15 protein-coding genes are annotated in these 13,153 nt (G+C 69.8%); 9 read left to right on the top strand and 6 right to left on the bottom strand.

Features of this window, described 5'->3' with window-relative positions:
* Positions 1-6: 6 nt before the first annotated feature.
* From ABZ027_RS35785 to ABZ027_RS35765, 5 genes are read left to right on the top strand one after another with little or no spacing between them, the layout of a single operon-like run.
* A complete protein-coding gene (locus ABZ027_RS35785) occupies positions 7-357 on the top strand; it encodes a nuclear transport factor 2 family protein (RefSeq protein WP_356775821.1) in 351 nt (116 codons plus the stop codon).
* Positions 354-731 carry a nuclear transport factor 2 family protein gene (locus ABZ027_RS35780; protein WP_356775819.1) on the top strand — a complete coding sequence of 126 codons (378 nt, stop codon included), beginning with the start codon at positions 354-356 and terminating at the stop codon, positions 729-731. Before ABZ027_RS35785 ends, ABZ027_RS35780 begins: the two co-directional genes overlap by 4 nt.
* Positions 732-750: 19 nt before the next feature.
* The gene (locus tag ABZ027_RS35775) at positions 751-1,071 is read left to right on the top strand and encodes an EthD family reductase (protein ID WP_356775817.1); all 321 of its coding nucleotides are present in this window, start codon (positions 751-753) and stop codon (positions 1,069-1,071) included.
* Between the two features lie 37 nt (positions 1,072-1,108).
* Positions 1,109-2,647, top strand: coding sequence for a class I adenylate-forming enzyme family protein (locus ABZ027_RS35770; RefSeq protein ID WP_356775815.1), 1,539 nt, complete (start codon positions 1,109-1,111; stop codon positions 2,645-2,647).
* Positions 2,644-3,738: an MBL fold metallo-hydrolase gene (locus ABZ027_RS35765; RefSeq protein ID WP_356775813.1), complete on the top strand. Its 1,095-nt coding sequence runs from the start codon at positions 2,644-2,646 to the stop codon at positions 3,736-3,738. The genes ABZ027_RS35770 and ABZ027_RS35765 overlap by 4 nt, the downstream gene beginning before the upstream one ends.
* Here ABZ027_RS35765 and ABZ027_RS35760 read toward each other — a convergent pair.
* The 4 genes from ABZ027_RS35760 to ABZ027_RS35745 form a co-directional block, all read right to left on the bottom strand.
* Positions 3,735-4,484, bottom strand: coding sequence for a glucose 1-dehydrogenase (locus tag ABZ027_RS35760; RefSeq protein WP_356775898.1), 750 nt, complete (start codon positions 4,482-4,484; stop codon positions 3,735-3,737). The genes ABZ027_RS35765 and ABZ027_RS35760 overlap by 4 nt on opposite strands.
* A gap of 16 nt (positions 4,485-4,500) precedes the next feature.
* Positions 4,501-5,301, bottom strand: a complete 801-nt coding sequence (locus ABZ027_RS35755; protein WP_356775811.1) for a glucose 1-dehydrogenase — start codon at positions 5,299-5,301, stop codon at positions 4,501-4,503.
* A gap of 422 nt (positions 5,302-5,723) precedes the next feature.
* Complete coding sequence (locus tag ABZ027_RS35750) at positions 5,724-5,945, bottom strand: hypothetical protein (protein WP_356775809.1); 222 nt, start codon at positions 5,943-5,945, stop codon at positions 5,724-5,726.
* Positions 5,946-6,017: 72 nt separating this feature from the next.
* Positions 6,018-6,860: a class I SAM-dependent methyltransferase gene (locus ABZ027_RS35745; protein WP_356775807.1), complete on the bottom strand. Its 843-nt coding sequence runs from the start codon at positions 6,858-6,860 to the stop codon at positions 6,018-6,020.
* 85 nt (positions 6,861-6,945) lie between these two features.
* Here ABZ027_RS35745 and ABZ027_RS35740 point away from each other — a divergent pair, with 85 nt between their 5' ends.
* Complete coding sequence (locus tag ABZ027_RS35740) at positions 6,946-7,377, top strand: helix-turn-helix domain-containing protein (protein ID WP_356775805.1); 432 nt, start codon at positions 6,946-6,948, stop codon at positions 7,375-7,377.
* 75 nt (positions 7,378-7,452) lie between these two features.
* Here ABZ027_RS35740 and ABZ027_RS35735 read toward each other — a convergent pair whose 3' ends face one another.
* Together ABZ027_RS35735 and ABZ027_RS35730 are read right to left on the bottom strand one after the other, a co-directional pair.
* Positions 7,453-8,814, bottom strand: coding sequence for a 6-phospho-beta-glucosidase (locus ABZ027_RS35735; protein WP_356775803.1), 1,362 nt, complete (start codon positions 8,812-8,814; stop codon positions 7,453-7,455).
* Positions 8,811-9,563 (bottom strand): DeoR/GlpR family DNA-binding transcription regulator, encoded by a 753-nt coding sequence (locus ABZ027_RS35730; RefSeq protein WP_356775801.1) that lies wholly within the window; start codon positions 9,561-9,563, stop codon positions 8,811-8,813. The genes ABZ027_RS35735 and ABZ027_RS35730 overlap by 4 nt, the downstream gene beginning before the upstream one ends.
* A 337-nt stretch (positions 9,564-9,900) precedes the next feature.
* Between ABZ027_RS35730 and ABZ027_RS35725 the strand changes: the two genes are divergently transcribed.
* Genes ABZ027_RS35725 through ABZ027_RS35715 form a run of 3 tightly spaced genes read left to right on the top strand, consistent with a single transcriptional unit; the run spans position 9,901 to position 13,065 of the window.
* Complete coding sequence (locus tag ABZ027_RS35725; RefSeq protein ID WP_356775799.1) at positions 9,901-11,178, top strand: extracellular solute-binding protein; 1,278 nt, start codon at positions 9,901-9,903, stop codon at positions 11,176-11,178.
* Position 11,179: 1 nt separating this feature from the next.
* A complete protein-coding gene (locus ABZ027_RS35720) occupies positions 11,180-12,235 on the top strand; it encodes a sugar ABC transporter permease (protein WP_356775797.1) in 1,056 nt (351 codons plus the stop codon).
* Positions 12,236-12,285: 50 nt separating this feature from the next.
* The gene (locus tag ABZ027_RS35715) at positions 12,286-13,065 is read left to right on the top strand and encodes a carbohydrate ABC transporter permease (protein ID WP_356775896.1); all 780 of its coding nucleotides are present in this window, start codon (positions 12,286-12,288) and stop codon (positions 13,063-13,065) included.
* Positions 13,066-13,153: the final 88 nt, after the last annotated feature.

The following is a 13,153-nucleotide window of genomic DNA, read 5'->3' as shown; positions in this document are numbered from 1 at the left end:
TCGGCAATGGTGATGCGCGAGTACATGGCCCGCATGGACGGCCAGGACCCGGAGAAGGCCCTGGACCTGGTGGAACCCGGTTTCCGTTTCCTCATCGCCCTGCCGGGCGGTCAGCACGGCGGTCAGTCTCGAGAGGAGTTCGCCGCGTACATAGCCGGACGCCAGGCGGTGGACCGTACGCACGAGATCAAGCGGTTCGCCGTCGACGGTGACGTGGAGACGGCGTACGGCTTCGTCGTCGAGCAGGGGGTGACCGTCGGCGCGTTCCTGTCCGCCGTACAGGTCTCGCCCCGCGGGTTGATGGCCCGCTACCAGTCCTTCTTCACCACCGAGTTCGATCTCGTGGACCGGCCGTGACCGCGCCCGCCGCCGCGGCCCCGTTCCTGACCAACTGGTTCGCGATCCTCGACAGTGACGACGCGGACCGGATCCTCGACCTGATCACCGACGACTTCTCGTTCTCCATCCTGTTCTCCACCGGGGGCGACGGCGCGACCGACTTCCACGGCGGCCGGGCCGAGATGGAGGGCTATCTCGCCCAGCGCCAGGTGGGCGTCCGCACCCACCACCCGCTCACGGCGAGCACGGTCGGCCAGGACGAACTGTTCCTCGGCGAGGTACGGCGCTCCGGCGTACCGGAGGCCACCTTCGTGGCGAGCGCCCGGCTCGACGACGCCGGCCGGGTGCGGCGGCTGCTCATCGCACGGTCGCCCGCGGTGCTGTTCACCTGACAACCCCGAGGAGGGCCCCATGTACAACCTGATCCTGCTGGCCGCCCGCCCACCGGAGTGGACGCACGAGCGGTTCATCGACTGGTGGCGCGGCGACCACGCCGCACTCACCCGCACCCTGCCCGGGCTGAGGTCCTGGCGGCACACCGACATCGACACGGCCCTCGAACCGCGCTCCGAGGGCTGGGACGGCGTCTCCGTCCTGGGCTTCGACACCGCCGAGGACCTGCGGGCCGCGCTGGCCAGCCCCGAGTGGGCGGCCGCGGTCGCCCAGGTGGGGGACATGCGGGGCCGACGGATCGCCGTCATGGGCGGCGAGGCGGAGCTGTACGCCGGCTGATCACTCCGGTCGGTCGTAGGAGGCGAGGAAGAGGCTGATGCGCCAGACAGTGCGGGAGTTCCAGGAACACGCCGAGAGAACCGATTTCACAGCCGTCGTCGACGACTTCGGTCGGCACGGCGCGCGCGACCTGCTGGAGCGCGCGGCCCGACTCGCCGACGCCATGACGCCGGACGGGACGCCCGGCGGAACCGTCCTGCTCCAGACCGACAACTCGTGGCGCACCGTCGCCGCGACCCTCGCCGTGGGGATGACCGGCGGTGTCCTGGCACTGGTCAACCGGCACACCACCCAGGCCGAGTTCGCCGCCGCCCTGGAGGACATCCACCCCGACGTCGTGATCGCCGAACCGTCCGCGGTCGAGGAATGGCAGGCGCGGCCGAGTGTGCGCAACGTCCGAACGGCCGAGGCCCTCGACGGCTGGACGGTACTGGCCGGTCACGGTCCGCGGGACGTCTCCCGCTGGTCGGGCGGCTCACTCATCGGTCTGACCTCCGGCTCCACCGGGCGGCCCAAAGGAGTCGTCCAGTCGGAGAGCGCGCTGCGCTACGCGTGTTCCCGCACCGCCGACATCAACGGGCTGCGCCAGGGCGACGCGGTGGCCGCCATCGTGCCCCTGTCCTCCACCGCCGCGTACTGCTTCGGCGTCTCCATGGCGCTGACGCTCGGCGGCCCCCTGGTGCTGAGCGGCCGGTGGGACAGGGCGGAGGCATTGACGCGGATGTCGGAGAACGAGGTCAGGTGGACCATGTGCGTGCCGACCATGGCCCTGCAGATGGGCTCGGCGGCCGCCGGATCACGCGTCCTCGCAGGGGTCCGCTCCCTCACCGTCGGCGGCGGCCCGATGGACCGCGGTGCTCTCGCCCGCGCCGAACGCTCCCTGGGCACCCGGATCCTGCGGGTCTTCGGTATGTCCGAGTGCCTCGGCCACACCTCGCCGCGGCCCGACGACCCCGAGGAGATCCGTCTCGGCCGGGACGGGCGGCCGTTCCCCGGCACCGAGTTGCGCGCGGTCGCCTCCGACGGCAGCGTCCTCGGCCCCGGCCGGACGGGTCGGGCCGAGGTCCGCGGGCCCTCGCTCTTCCTCGGCTACGCGCGTGACGGCAAGGTCGAGCCGCCCGCCCTCACCCCGGACGGCTTCTTCCCGACCGGGGACCTGCTGACGACCGGCGAGGACGGCACGGTCACCATCATGGGCCGGGAGAAGGACGTCATCATCCGCGGCGGCCGCAACCTCGACATCACCGAGATCGAACGCGCCGTCGCCGCCCACCCGCGAGTCGCCCGGGTGTGCGTGGTGCCGGTACCGGACCCGCTGCTCGGCGAACGCGCGGCCGTGCTCGTGGTCGCCGAGGACGGAGCCGACGACATCGGCCTCCAGGAGATCACCGAACACCTCGACCGCACCGGCCTCTCCAAGGCCAAATGGCCCGAATACGCTTTCCTCGTCGATGAGTTGCCCCAGACGACGGTCGGCAAACTGGACCGCTCCGGGGCCCGCAGGCTCGCCAACGAACTGCACGCCCGGCTCCCCGCGGAGCCGGCACGGCAACCGCACCGCCAAGGAGATGCATGACACCCCCCACACCCTCCACGACCCCCACCCCCCGCTTCGACCGCGGCCGGTGGGCGGACGCGGGAGCCCAGACCGTACGGCCCGGTGTCCACCGCATCCCGCTCCCGCTGCCGGACGACGGTCTGCGGGCGGTCAACGTCTACGCGCTGGAAGGCCTCGCGGACGGACTGGTGCTGATCGACGGCGGGTGGTCGATCCCCGAGTCACGCAAGGCACTGGAGGACGCGCTCGCCGGCCTCGGCCACGACCTGGGCGAGATCAGCCACATCCTGGTCACCCACATCCACCGGGACCACTACACCCAGGCCGTCGAGCTGCGCAGGCTGCTCGGCTCCCGGGTCTACCTCGGTTCGGGTGAACGGCGCGGACTGGAACTGCTCGGCTCGCTGGCCACGACCCAGCCGGCCGGTTCGCTCCAGACCTTGCTGCGGGCCGGTGCGCACGAACTCGCCGAGCAGGTGGCCGCGATGGATCACGGCGACTTCGACCCGAGCGTGTGGGAAGCCCCCGACCGGTGGCTGGAGGCGGAGGAACTGCCCTTCGGGGACAGTGAGTTGACCGTCATCCCGACCCCAGGGCACACCCGGGGGCACGTCGTCTACCTGGACCGGGCCCGGGGTCTGCTGTTCTCCGGGGATCACGTCCTGCCGCACATCACCCCGTCCATCGGCTTCGAACTCGGCCCGACCGCACTGCCGTTGGGCGACTACCTGGACTCCCTGCGCCTGATGACCACCCTCGCGGACGCCCGGCTGCTGCCCGCGCACGGGCCGGTCGGGGACAGCGTGCACGCCCGGGTCGGTGAGCTGCTCGCCCACCACGACGACCGGCTCGCCGAGACCCTCACGGTCCTCGGCGACCGTACCCTTGACGCCCACACGGTGGCGGGGGAGTTGGGGTGGACCCGGCGCAAGCTGCCCTTCGCCGACCTCAACGCCTTCAACCAGATGCTCGCCGTCAACGAGACCGCGGCCCACCTCGACGTGCTGGTGGCCCGCGGCCAGGCCCGGCACACGCGCTCGGACGACGGGGTCGACCACTACACCGCCGTCCCAGCGGACGCCGACCCGCGCACCGCCGTCACCGGTTAGCGCGCGGTCCAGCCTCCGTCGACGTACAGCTCCGAGCCGGTCATGAAGCTCGCGTCGTCGGAGGCGAGGAACGCCACCGTCGCCGCGACCTCCTCGGGCGTGCCGAGCCGGCCGAGCGGAGTTCCCTCGATCATCGCCGCCAACCGGGGCGTCCCGCGCCACAGTTCACGCGACCGGGGCGTCTCGATGAAACCGGGATGCAGGGAGTTGACCCGGACGCCGCGCTTGGCCCAGTGCAGCGCGGCGTTCTTCGTCATGAGGCGTACGGCGCCCTTGGCCGCGTGGTACGAGAACTGGGCGCCGAAGCCGCCGACCGTACCGAAGATCGACGCCACGTTGACCACGGAGCCGCCGCCGGAGCGCTCGATGGCCGCACCGCCGTGCTTCATGCCGAGCCAGACGCCGGTCTGGGTGACCGCGATCACCTGGTCCCAGGTCTCCTGGGTCTCCGTCTCCACGGTGCCCATCGCGGCGATGCCGGCGTTGTTCACCAGCACGGACAGCACGCCCAGTTCGGCCATCACACGGTCCACGACCGCCTGCCACGCCGCCTCGTCGGAGACGTCCAGGGCCAGCCCCAGCGCCCCGCCTCCCACCTCCTCGGCGAGCTTCTCGCAACGTCGAACGTCGACGTCGGTCACCACGACCGCGGCGCCCTCGGCCGCGAGCCGCCGTACCACCGCGTCGCCGATGCCTCCGGTGGCGCCGGTCACCAGGGCCACCCGGCCCGCCAGCCTCGCGTCCATCATGCCCACCCCGCCCTCAGCCCTTGACCCCGCGCCAGGCCAGCGCCCCACCGTCGATCACGTAGGCGGCGCCCGTCACGAACGCCGCGCTGTCCGAGGCCAGGAAGCAGGCGAGCTGCGCCACCTCTTCCGGCCTGCCCAGCCGGTCCACCAGCTGCGGCGCCACCAGCTCCCGTTCCATCGCGTCGCGGTCCTCGGCGGCGGCGAAGAAGCCCTGTGCCAGCGGGGTGTCGATGACGCCGGGGCAGAAGCAGTTGCAGCGCACCGGCGCGAGGTCGACGGCGGTGACCTTCGTCAGATGGATGACGCCGGCCTTGGTGACGCCGTAGGCGGGACAGTTGGGGAAGCCGACGAGGCCGGAGACGGAGGCCGCGTTGACGATCGCCGGGCCCCGCGTGGAGCGGCGCAGATACGGTGCCGCGAACTTGGTGGTCAGCCACACGGCCTTGAGGTTGACCTCGTAGACGGTGTCCCAGACGTCCTCGGCGAGTGAGCCGACGCCGTGGTCCCGGTCCGTCGTCAGCGTGGAATCGATCACCCCCGCGTTGTTGACCAGGACGTCGAGCCCGTCGAAGCGTTCTGCCGTGCGGGTCACCATGGCCTCGATGTCGTCGGGGACCCGCAGGTCGCACACGATCGCCTCGGCCTTCGCCCCGGCGGCGCGCACGAGATCGGCCGTCTCGGACGCTCCGGCAGCGTTCAGGTCGGCGACCACGGCCGACGCGCCCTGGCGGGCCATCTCCACGGCTATCGCCCGCCCGATGCCCTGGCCCGCGCCGGTGATGAGGGCGGTCTTGCCCTCGAGTGAACCCACCATGCCGTCTGCTCCCGTCTGCCCAGGAAGTCCCGCCACGCCTGAACTAACTTCAGTTCGGTTTCGAGTCTAGTTTCCTGCCGTGTGGGCGACAAGGTTTCCGCACATGACTGAGAAGACCCGAACGAGGTCGAGCGGCCAGTGGCCGACTGCCGAGGCCACTGTCGCGCCGGAACTACCTGGCCCTGCGTCGGGCCGTACCCGTGCCCGAGGTGGACACCTGTGCCTCCTCGGGCACGAAAAGGTCGTCATCCCCGAAGGCCGGTGCCTGGAAGGGGTTCGTCGCCGGAGGCGGGGATGCGGCGGTGGCAGAGTGGGGCGCCGTTTCCGGCGCCGAGAACAGCGAGGGGAGGTCGATGAGAAGTCTTCCAATCGTTACCGGGACAGGGAGCGCGCCCGGCCTGCCGAGGCCGGGAGCAGTGGCCCTACAGCTTGCTCATCTTGGTGTACGGGCTCATGATCCGCTGTTGCATCGAACCGAAGTCCACGAGCACCGCGATGCCGTCCTCGACGGCGATCGCCCGGCCGAGGCCGTAGATGTCGTGTGTGACCCGGTCTCCCACGGCGAACTCCTTGGGAGTGGGCGTGGCCGGGGCCTTGAAGGGACTGGTGGGCAAATAGCGCTTGGGTGCGGCTGGCTTTGTCATCCCTTCCAGTATGCGCCTGCGCGTAGCACGATGGGACAGAGCGGTCGGCTCTGGGGGCGGCTTGGTGCTTGCTCACGCCCGGGCGCCGACCATCCAGCAGGCCGCGGTGAAGCGGACCTCCGCGCCCTGCACGTAGCTGTCGAACGCGGCGCGGACCGTGTCGATGATGCGGGCGCGGGTCCGCTCGTCCACCTCGGGCAGGGTCGCGCCCACTGGACCGAACCGGGTGAAGTAACCCACCAGTTCCTTCTCGGACAGAGCGCAGGCCACGTCGACCGGCCGGACGTCGACCCCGGTCCAGCCGCCCTGCGTCAGGACGAGCTGGATCCTGTCCGGGTCCGCGAAGGCGAACTGCCCCGGCTCGTCCGGTCGGCGGGCGGGGAGATCCGGCAGGAACGGTGCCGCGGCGCGTTCGGCGGTCGTCATGAACGGGTTCTCCGCGGGGCCACGCCAGGTGACGAACCGGAGCCGGCCCTCGTCCGTCGCGGCACGGCGCAGATTCGAGAAGGCCCGGACCGGGTCCTCGAAGAACATGACACCGAACCGTGACATGACGGCGTCGAAGGTGCCGGGTTCGAACGCATGGTCCTGGGCATCGGCTCGGATGAAGGACACCGGCACGTCCGCCTGCTCGACGCGTGCCCGGGCGGCGGTGATCATCGGTTCCGAGATGTCGATGCCCACGCATCCGCCCGACGGACCGAGCCGCTCCGCGACGGTCAGCGTCGTGCCTCCGGTGCCGCAGCCGACGTCGAGCACGCGCTCCCCGGGTTCGACGGACACCGCTTCGACAAGCAGGTCCTCGAACGGCTTGAGCATCCCGTCCAGCACCCCCTGCGCCTCGACCCAGGCGTGGCCGGCGGGCCCGCTCCAACGGGCCGCCTGTTCGTCACCGCTCCTGCGCGCGCTGTCCATGTTCGCCTCCTGTGTCCGTCTTCGGCTTGTCTTCATGGGGCCGAGATGACAGCGTGCTGCTTCAAGTCGACTTGAGGTCAAGAGGATGACAGACCTGGACATCGCCGAGGTGGCCCAACGCGCCGGGGTCCCCGCCTCGACGCTGCGGTTCTACGAGGAAAAGGGACTGATCACGCCGGTCGGCAGGCGGGGCCTGCGCCGACAGTACGATCCCGGTGTGCTGGAGCGCCTGGCGCTGATCGCGCTGGGGCGCACCGCGGGGTTCTCGCTCGATGAGATCGCCCGCGTGTTCATGCCGGACCAGGAGCCGCACCTCGACCGCCGGATGCTCGCAGCCAAAGCGGAGGAACTGGACCGACAGATCCGTGAACTGGGCGTGCTGCGTGACTCCCTGCGGCACGCGGCGTCCTGTCCGGCGCCCCGCCACATGGAATGCCCGACCTTCCGTCGCCTGCTCGAAGCCACCGCGTCCGGCGCGGTCGCACCGCCGAGGAAGTGGGCCCCGGGATCACGGTGAAACCGGCCCGCACGCTGCTGGTGCTGGGCCTCCGCGCCCGACGCTTCCGCGCCCGACGCCCACGGGCGCGCAGGCTCAGCGGTTCAGGTAGGCGAGTTCGGTGAAGTGCCGCTGGTAGGCGTCCAGCAGGCGCTTGGCGACGGCGTACGAGTCGATCAGCGGGTGGATGGTCAGCGCTTTGACGGCGTGGGCGCGCTCGCCCGTGGTGGCCGCGTGGATGACCGCGCGTTCGACCGCCTTGACCGCGCACACCAGGCCGGTTCCGTGGTCGGGCAGCGGGGCCCCGGAGATGGGGCGGGCGCCGTTGGCGTCCACGTGGCAGGGGGCCTCGATGACGGCGTCGTCGTCGAGGACCGGGATCCGGCCGCGGCCCCGGACGTTGAGGATGAGGGTGGCGCGTTCGTCCAGGGCGATGGCCCGCATGAGGGAGAGGGCCACCTGCTCGTAGCCGCCGGACTCCAGATCGCACGAGTCCCGTTCGCCCATGCCGACGGCCTCGCGGTTCTCGGCCATGTAGGTGGTCTCGCGCTCCAGGCGGGTGGCGTCCCAGGCGTTCCAGGCCGCGCGAGGTGCGGGCGGCTCCTCGTGGGCGGTGCCCATGGCGTCGTAGAAGCGCTGCTGCTGGGAGTGGAGGAAGGCGCCGCGGGTCTGCTCGGCGGTGCGCGCGGAGTCGACCGACTCCCGGTTGAAGTAGTAGTAGTGCAGGTATTCGTTGGGCAGCGCGCCGAGTGTGCGCAACAGGTCCGCGCCGAAGAGCCTGCCCTCCTCGAACGAGGCCAGCGCGGTCTCGTTCGCGAACAGGGACGGCAGCAGGTCGCGGCCCTCGACGTGCAGGCCGCACAACCAACCCAGGTGGTTGAGGCCCACGTAGTCCAGGCGGGCGCGGGCCGGATCGACGCCGAGCGCCCCGGCCACCCGGCGGCCGAGACCCACCGGGGAGTCGCAGATACCGATCACCCGGTCACCGAGGTGGGCGGTCATCGCCTCGGTGACCATCCCGGCGGGGTTGGTGAAGTTGATGACCCAGGCGTCGGGCGCCAGGGCGGCGATGCGGCGGGCGATCTCACGGGCCACCGGGACGGTGCGCAGCCCGTACGAGATGCCACCCGCGCCCACCGTCTCCTGGCCCAGCACGCCCTCCTCCAGGGCGATCCGCTCGTCCGCCGCGCGTCCGGCGAGCCCGCCGACCCGGATGGCCGAGAACACGAAGTCGGCTCCGGTGACCGCCTCGTCCAGGTCGGTGGTGACGGTGACGACGGGCGGGTCGCGGTGTCCGGCGGACTGGTCGGCGAGGACCTTGCGGATGGTCGTCAGCCGGGAGGCGTCCAGGTCGTACAGGGTCACCTCGGTGACCCGTCCTTCGCCGTGGTCGCCCAGCAGCGCCCGGTAGACCAGCGGAACCCGGAAGCCACCGCCGCCCAGGATCGTGAGTCTCATACTTGGACCACCTCCACTCCCGCCTCGCGCAACCGGCCGCAGGTCTTCTCGTCCGCGGACGCGTTGGTGACCACCACGTCGAGTTCCTCCGGCCCGCACACCCGGGCCATTCCGGTGCCGGGGAACTTGCCAGCGTCCGCCAGCAGGACCACCTGGGCGCTGGCCGCGATCATCGCCCGCTTGACGGGAACCTCGACGGCGGTGGTGTCCAGCACCTGGCCGTCGGGGCGGATCCCGCTGGTGCCGAGGAACAGCCGGTCGGCGTGGATCTGCCGCAGGTTGTCCTCGGTGAGGAAGCCCACCAGTGAGCGGTAGTCACGCCGGACCACACCGCCCAGCAGGATCAGCTGGACGGCCTTGTCGTCCTGGAGTTCCTCGTAGACGGCCAGGTTGCTGGTGATCACCGTCAGGGACCGGCCGTGCAGATGGCGGGCCACCCGGTGGGCCGTGGTGCCGATGTCGAGCAGCACCGTCTCGCCGTCCCTGACGAGGTTTGCGCACCACGCCGCCAACGCGTCCTTGGCCTCCACCCGGACCCCGGCCACGTCCGCGAACGGGTCGTCCTCGTCGTCGACGGGGGCGGCACCGCCGTAGACCCGCTTGAGCAGCCCCTCGTCCTCCAGTTGGGCGAGATCGCGGCGGATGGTGGCCTGACTCGCGCCGACCGTCTCCGCCAGGGAGACGACCGTGGCGGGCCCGTCCGCGCGCAGGGCGCGCAGGATCAGCTGGTGTCTTCGGTCAGGGAGCATGCCGCAGACCATACTCGCCAGCCCGCCAAACTCAAGCAAAGTCGCGCATGAATGTCTCGATTCGTGCTTGACCCTTGTCAAACCTGCTCACCGGGTGCACTCTCTTGCGTAATTCAGAGCCAGGTCCGGACCCCACTCCGGTCGGCCGAAGCGGACCAACGGCGCACTTCGCCACCCATGGACGCGTCGGCACCGTCTGAGAGGACCCGGTCGAACACCCCGGGTGGCTGAAGGGTTCAACCCACGCCGATGCTCTTCAGCCATCCGGCCCCCGCCGCGCCCCCAGTCCCACGACTCACAGGTCCTTGCCGGACATGCCGAAAACTAGGAGAAGATCGTGGACCTTTCCCGCAGACGATTCCTTCAGGCCGCCGTACTGACGGCCGCCACGGCCGGTGCCACCGCCGCGTGTGGTGGCGGCTCCGGGTCTAGCGGCAGCAAGGACAGCAAGAACCTCACCCTCTGGTACTGGTCCGGTGGCCTGAGCGACAAGGTCGTCGCGGACGCCAAGAAGCACTTCTCCGACATCAGCCTCAAGACCTCGGTGGTCGGCGGCGACTTCAAGACCAAGCTGCTCACCGGCCTGCGGGCCGCCCAGTCCGCGCCGGACATCACCGGCGTCAAGGGCGAGGACATCGCCTCGTTCCTGCCCAACGCCAACCGTTTCATCGACCTGAAGACCGTCGGCGCGGACAAGCTGATCCCGCAGTACCTGTCGTGGAAGCTGAAGCAGGCCACCACGCAGGACGGCAAGCTCATCGGATTCCCGATCGACATCGGCCCCTGCGCCACGTACTACCGCCAGGACCTCTTCGAGAAGGCGGGTCTGCCCACCGACCCGGCCAAGGTCTCCGCCGAGCTGGCCTCCTGGGACGACTACTTCGCTGCCGGCGTCGAGCTGCACAAGGCGATACCCAAGACCTACCTGATCAACAACATCAGCTCGGTGTTCACGATGATCATCGGCCAGGGCTCCAAGCGGTTCATCGACGAGGACAACAAGTTCATCGGCGACCAGGACCACATCCGCGCCGCCTGGCTCACCTCCGTGAAGCCCTACACCCTCGGCATCGACGCCAAGATCAACGACAACACCTGGAACGCGGCGATCAGCAACGGCGCCCTGGCCACCGAGATCGGCGCCGCGTGGCACGCGCTGGACGTCAGCAACGCCGCCCCGGGCACCAAGGGCAAGTGGCGGGTGGCGAGCCTGCCCGGCGGGCCGTCCAACCTCGGCGGGTCCTTCCTGGCCATCCCCGCGACCAGCGGCAACCCCGAAGAGGCCTTCAAGATCATCAGCTGGATCCTCAACCCGGAGAACCAGGCCCGCGGTTTCACCGACGCGGCCCTGTTCCCGACCGCCCCGGCCGCGTACAAGCTGCCCGCACTGACCGGGGGCGACCCCTTCTTCGGCGGCCAGAAGACCATCGAGATCTTCGGGCCCGCGGCCGAGAAAATCCACAGCGTCTTCGAGGCGCCCGCCGACGCGGCGGTCTCCGCGCCCTACTTCAGCGAGCTGACCAGCATCGAGGCCAAGGGCAAGGACCCCGACCAGGCCTGGAAGGACGCGGTCAGCCAGGCCAAGCAGATCGCCGAGCGTCAGGGAGTGAAGTGACATGTCGTCAAGCCCGGTAGCCGGGCCGGCCCCCATCGGGCCGACCCCCGGATCCGATGCCGGGCCCACCGACCGGCCGACCCCGGACCGCCCACGCGGTCAGGGGCGGCACGGCCGCCGGGTCCGGCCGGTGTCGGCCGGAACGCCACGCGGGCCCCGGCGGCGGGCGGGCAGGTACTGGCCCCAGTACCTCGCCATCTCGCCGTACTACCTGCTGTTCTCGGTCTTCATGCTCTTCCCGGTGCTCTACACGGTGTATCTGGCGTTCCAGAAGTGGGACGGCATCGGGGACATGCACTTCGTCGGGTTCCAGCAGTTCCGCTTCCTGTGGGACGACCCGGTGTTCTGGCTGTCCGTGCGCAACACCCTCGTCATCTGGGTGCTGTCCACCGTTCCGATGCTCTTTCTCGCGCTGGTGCTCGCGGTGCTGGTGAACTCGACCCGCCGTCTCACCGCCTTCTACCGGGTCGCCCTGTTCATCCCCAGCATCACCTCGCTGGTGGCCATCGCGATCTTCTTCGGCGCGGTCTTCAGCAACAACTTCGGCCTGATCAACGCCATCCTCAGGTCGGTGCACGTGTCGGCCGTGCCATGGATGAGCAACGAGTGGACGATCAAGCTGGTGATCGCGGCGCTGATGACCTGGCAGTGGACCGGCTACAACGCCATCATCTATCTGGCCGGCCTGCAGGCGATCCCCTCGGAGCTCTACGAGGCCGCCAAGATGGACGGGGCCCGCCCGGTACGGATCTTCTTCTCCATCACCGTCCCGCTGCTGCGGCCCATCATCCTGTTCACCGTGGTGATCTCCACCGTCACCGGCCTGCAGAGCTTCACCGAACCGCAGGTGCTGTTCGGCAGCGAGGCGGCCACCAACCCCAACTCCGGCGGGCCGGGCCAGGCGGGCCTGACCACGTTGCTGTACTTCTACCACCAGGCCTTCGACAACAACGACTTCGGCTACGGCGCCGCGATCGTCTGGGCCTTCTTCCTGGTGATCCTGCTCATCGTCCTCGTCAACTGGCGCCTGGTGCAGCGAAAGGACCGTCGGCCGTGAACAGCCAGAACCGCAACCGGCTCCGGGGACTGAGCGTTCACGTCGCCCTGATGACCGGTGTCGTCATCTCCGTGTTCCCGTTCTACTGGATCGTCGTCATGGCGACGAACACCTCGCAGGACATCTACGCCTATCCGCCGAAGCTGTGGTTCGGCGGCAACCTGATGACCAACATCCATCACCTGTTCGACAAGATGGACTTCTTCGGATCGATGTTCAACACCCTGACCGTGGCGGTCTGTACGACGGTGCTGGTGCTGTTCTTCGACTCGCTGGCGGCATTCGCCTTCGCCAAGTACGAGTTCCCCGCGAAGAAGTTCCTGTTCGGTCTGCTCCTGTCGATGTACATCCTGCCGACCCAGCTGGCGATCATCCCGCAGTACGAGATCATGGTGCAGCTGGGCTGGCTGGGCACGCTCAAGGCACTCATCGTGCCCGCCGCCGCCAACGCCTTCGGCATCTTCTGGATGCGCCAGTACACCACCACCAGCGTCCCCGACGAACTGCTGGACGCCGCCCGGATCGAGGGCGCCGGATTCCTCCGCCTGTACTGGCACGTGGTGCTGCCGTGCGTCCGCCCGGCCCTGGCGTTCCTCGGTATCTACACCTTCATCGCCGCCTGGAACGACTACATCCTGCCGTTGGTGATGCTGGTCAACCCGGACCACCTCACCCTCCAGGTGGCGCTGGCCCAGCTGTACGCCGGCCACTCCACCGACTACAGCATGGTGATGTCCGGGGTGCTGCTGTCGGTGATCCCGCTGGTGCTGGTGTTCACCTTCTTCGCCCGCGGTTTCATCGCCGACGCCACCAAGGGCGCCCTGCGCTGAACCCGTGGCCCGCGGGGCCTACGAGGGCGACTGGAGCTGCCGCGACACCGACGTGTACTCGCGGATGTACGCCTTCCACGACGAGGTC

Source organism: Streptomyces sp. NPDC006332 (genome assembly GCF_040612855.1).
Classification (GTDB): Bacteria; Actinomycetota; Actinomycetes; order Streptomycetales; family Streptomycetaceae; genus Streptomyces.
Note: the sequence above shows the minus strand (reverse complement) of the source record. Positions and strands in the feature narration are given on the sequence as shown.

Excerpts from the sequence above, each read along its gene's own strand:
- ABZ027_RS35740 (WP_356775805.1), top strand. The coding sequence starts at position 6,946 with ATGACAGACCTGGACATCGCCGAGGTGGCCCAACGCGCCGGGGTCCCC.
- ABZ027_RS35760 (WP_356775898.1), bottom strand. The coding sequence starts at position 4,484 with ATGGACGCGAGGCTGGCGGGCCGGGTGGCCCTGGTGACCGGCGCCACC.
- ABZ027_RS35735 (WP_356775803.1), bottom strand. The coding sequence starts at position 8,814 with ATGAGACTCACGATCCTGGGCGGCGGTGGCTTCCGGGTTCCGCTGGTC.
- ABZ027_RS35770 (WP_356775815.1), top strand. The coding sequence starts at position 1,109 with ATGCGCCAGACAGTGCGGGAGTTCCAGGAACACGCCGAGAGAACCGAT.
- ABZ027_RS35765 (WP_356775813.1), top strand. The coding sequence starts at position 2,644 with ATGACACCCCCCACACCCTCCACGACCCCCACCCCCCGCTTCGACCGC.
- ABZ027_RS35750 (WP_356775809.1), bottom strand. The coding sequence starts at position 5,945 with ATGACAAAGCCAGCCGCACCCAAGCGCTATTTGCCCACCAGTCCCTTC.
- ABZ027_RS35715 (WP_356775896.1), top strand. The coding sequence starts at position 12,286 with ATGACCGGTGTCGTCATCTCCGTGTTCCCGTTCTACTGGATCGTCGTC.
- ABZ027_RS35730 (WP_356775801.1), bottom strand. The coding sequence starts at position 9,563 with ATGCTCCCTGACCGAAGACACCAGCTGATCCTGCGCGCCCTGCGCGCG.
- ABZ027_RS35775 (WP_356775817.1), top strand. The coding sequence starts at position 751 with ATGTACAACCTGATCCTGCTGGCCGCCCGCCCACCGGAGTGGACGCAC.
- ABZ027_RS35785 (WP_356775821.1), top strand. The coding sequence starts at position 7 with ATGGTGATGCGCGAGTACATGGCCCGCATGGACGGCCAGGACCCGGAG.
- ABZ027_RS35720 (WP_356775797.1), top strand. The coding sequence starts at position 11,180 with ATGTCGTCAAGCCCGGTAGCCGGGCCGGCCCCCATCGGGCCGACCCCC.
- ABZ027_RS35745 (WP_356775807.1), bottom strand. The coding sequence starts at position 6,860 with ATGGACAGCGCGCGCAGGAGCGGTGACGAACAGGCGGCCCGTTGGAGC.
- ABZ027_RS35755 (WP_356775811.1), bottom strand. The coding sequence starts at position 5,301 with ATGGTGGGTTCACTCGAGGGCAAGACCGCCCTCATCACCGGCGCGGGC.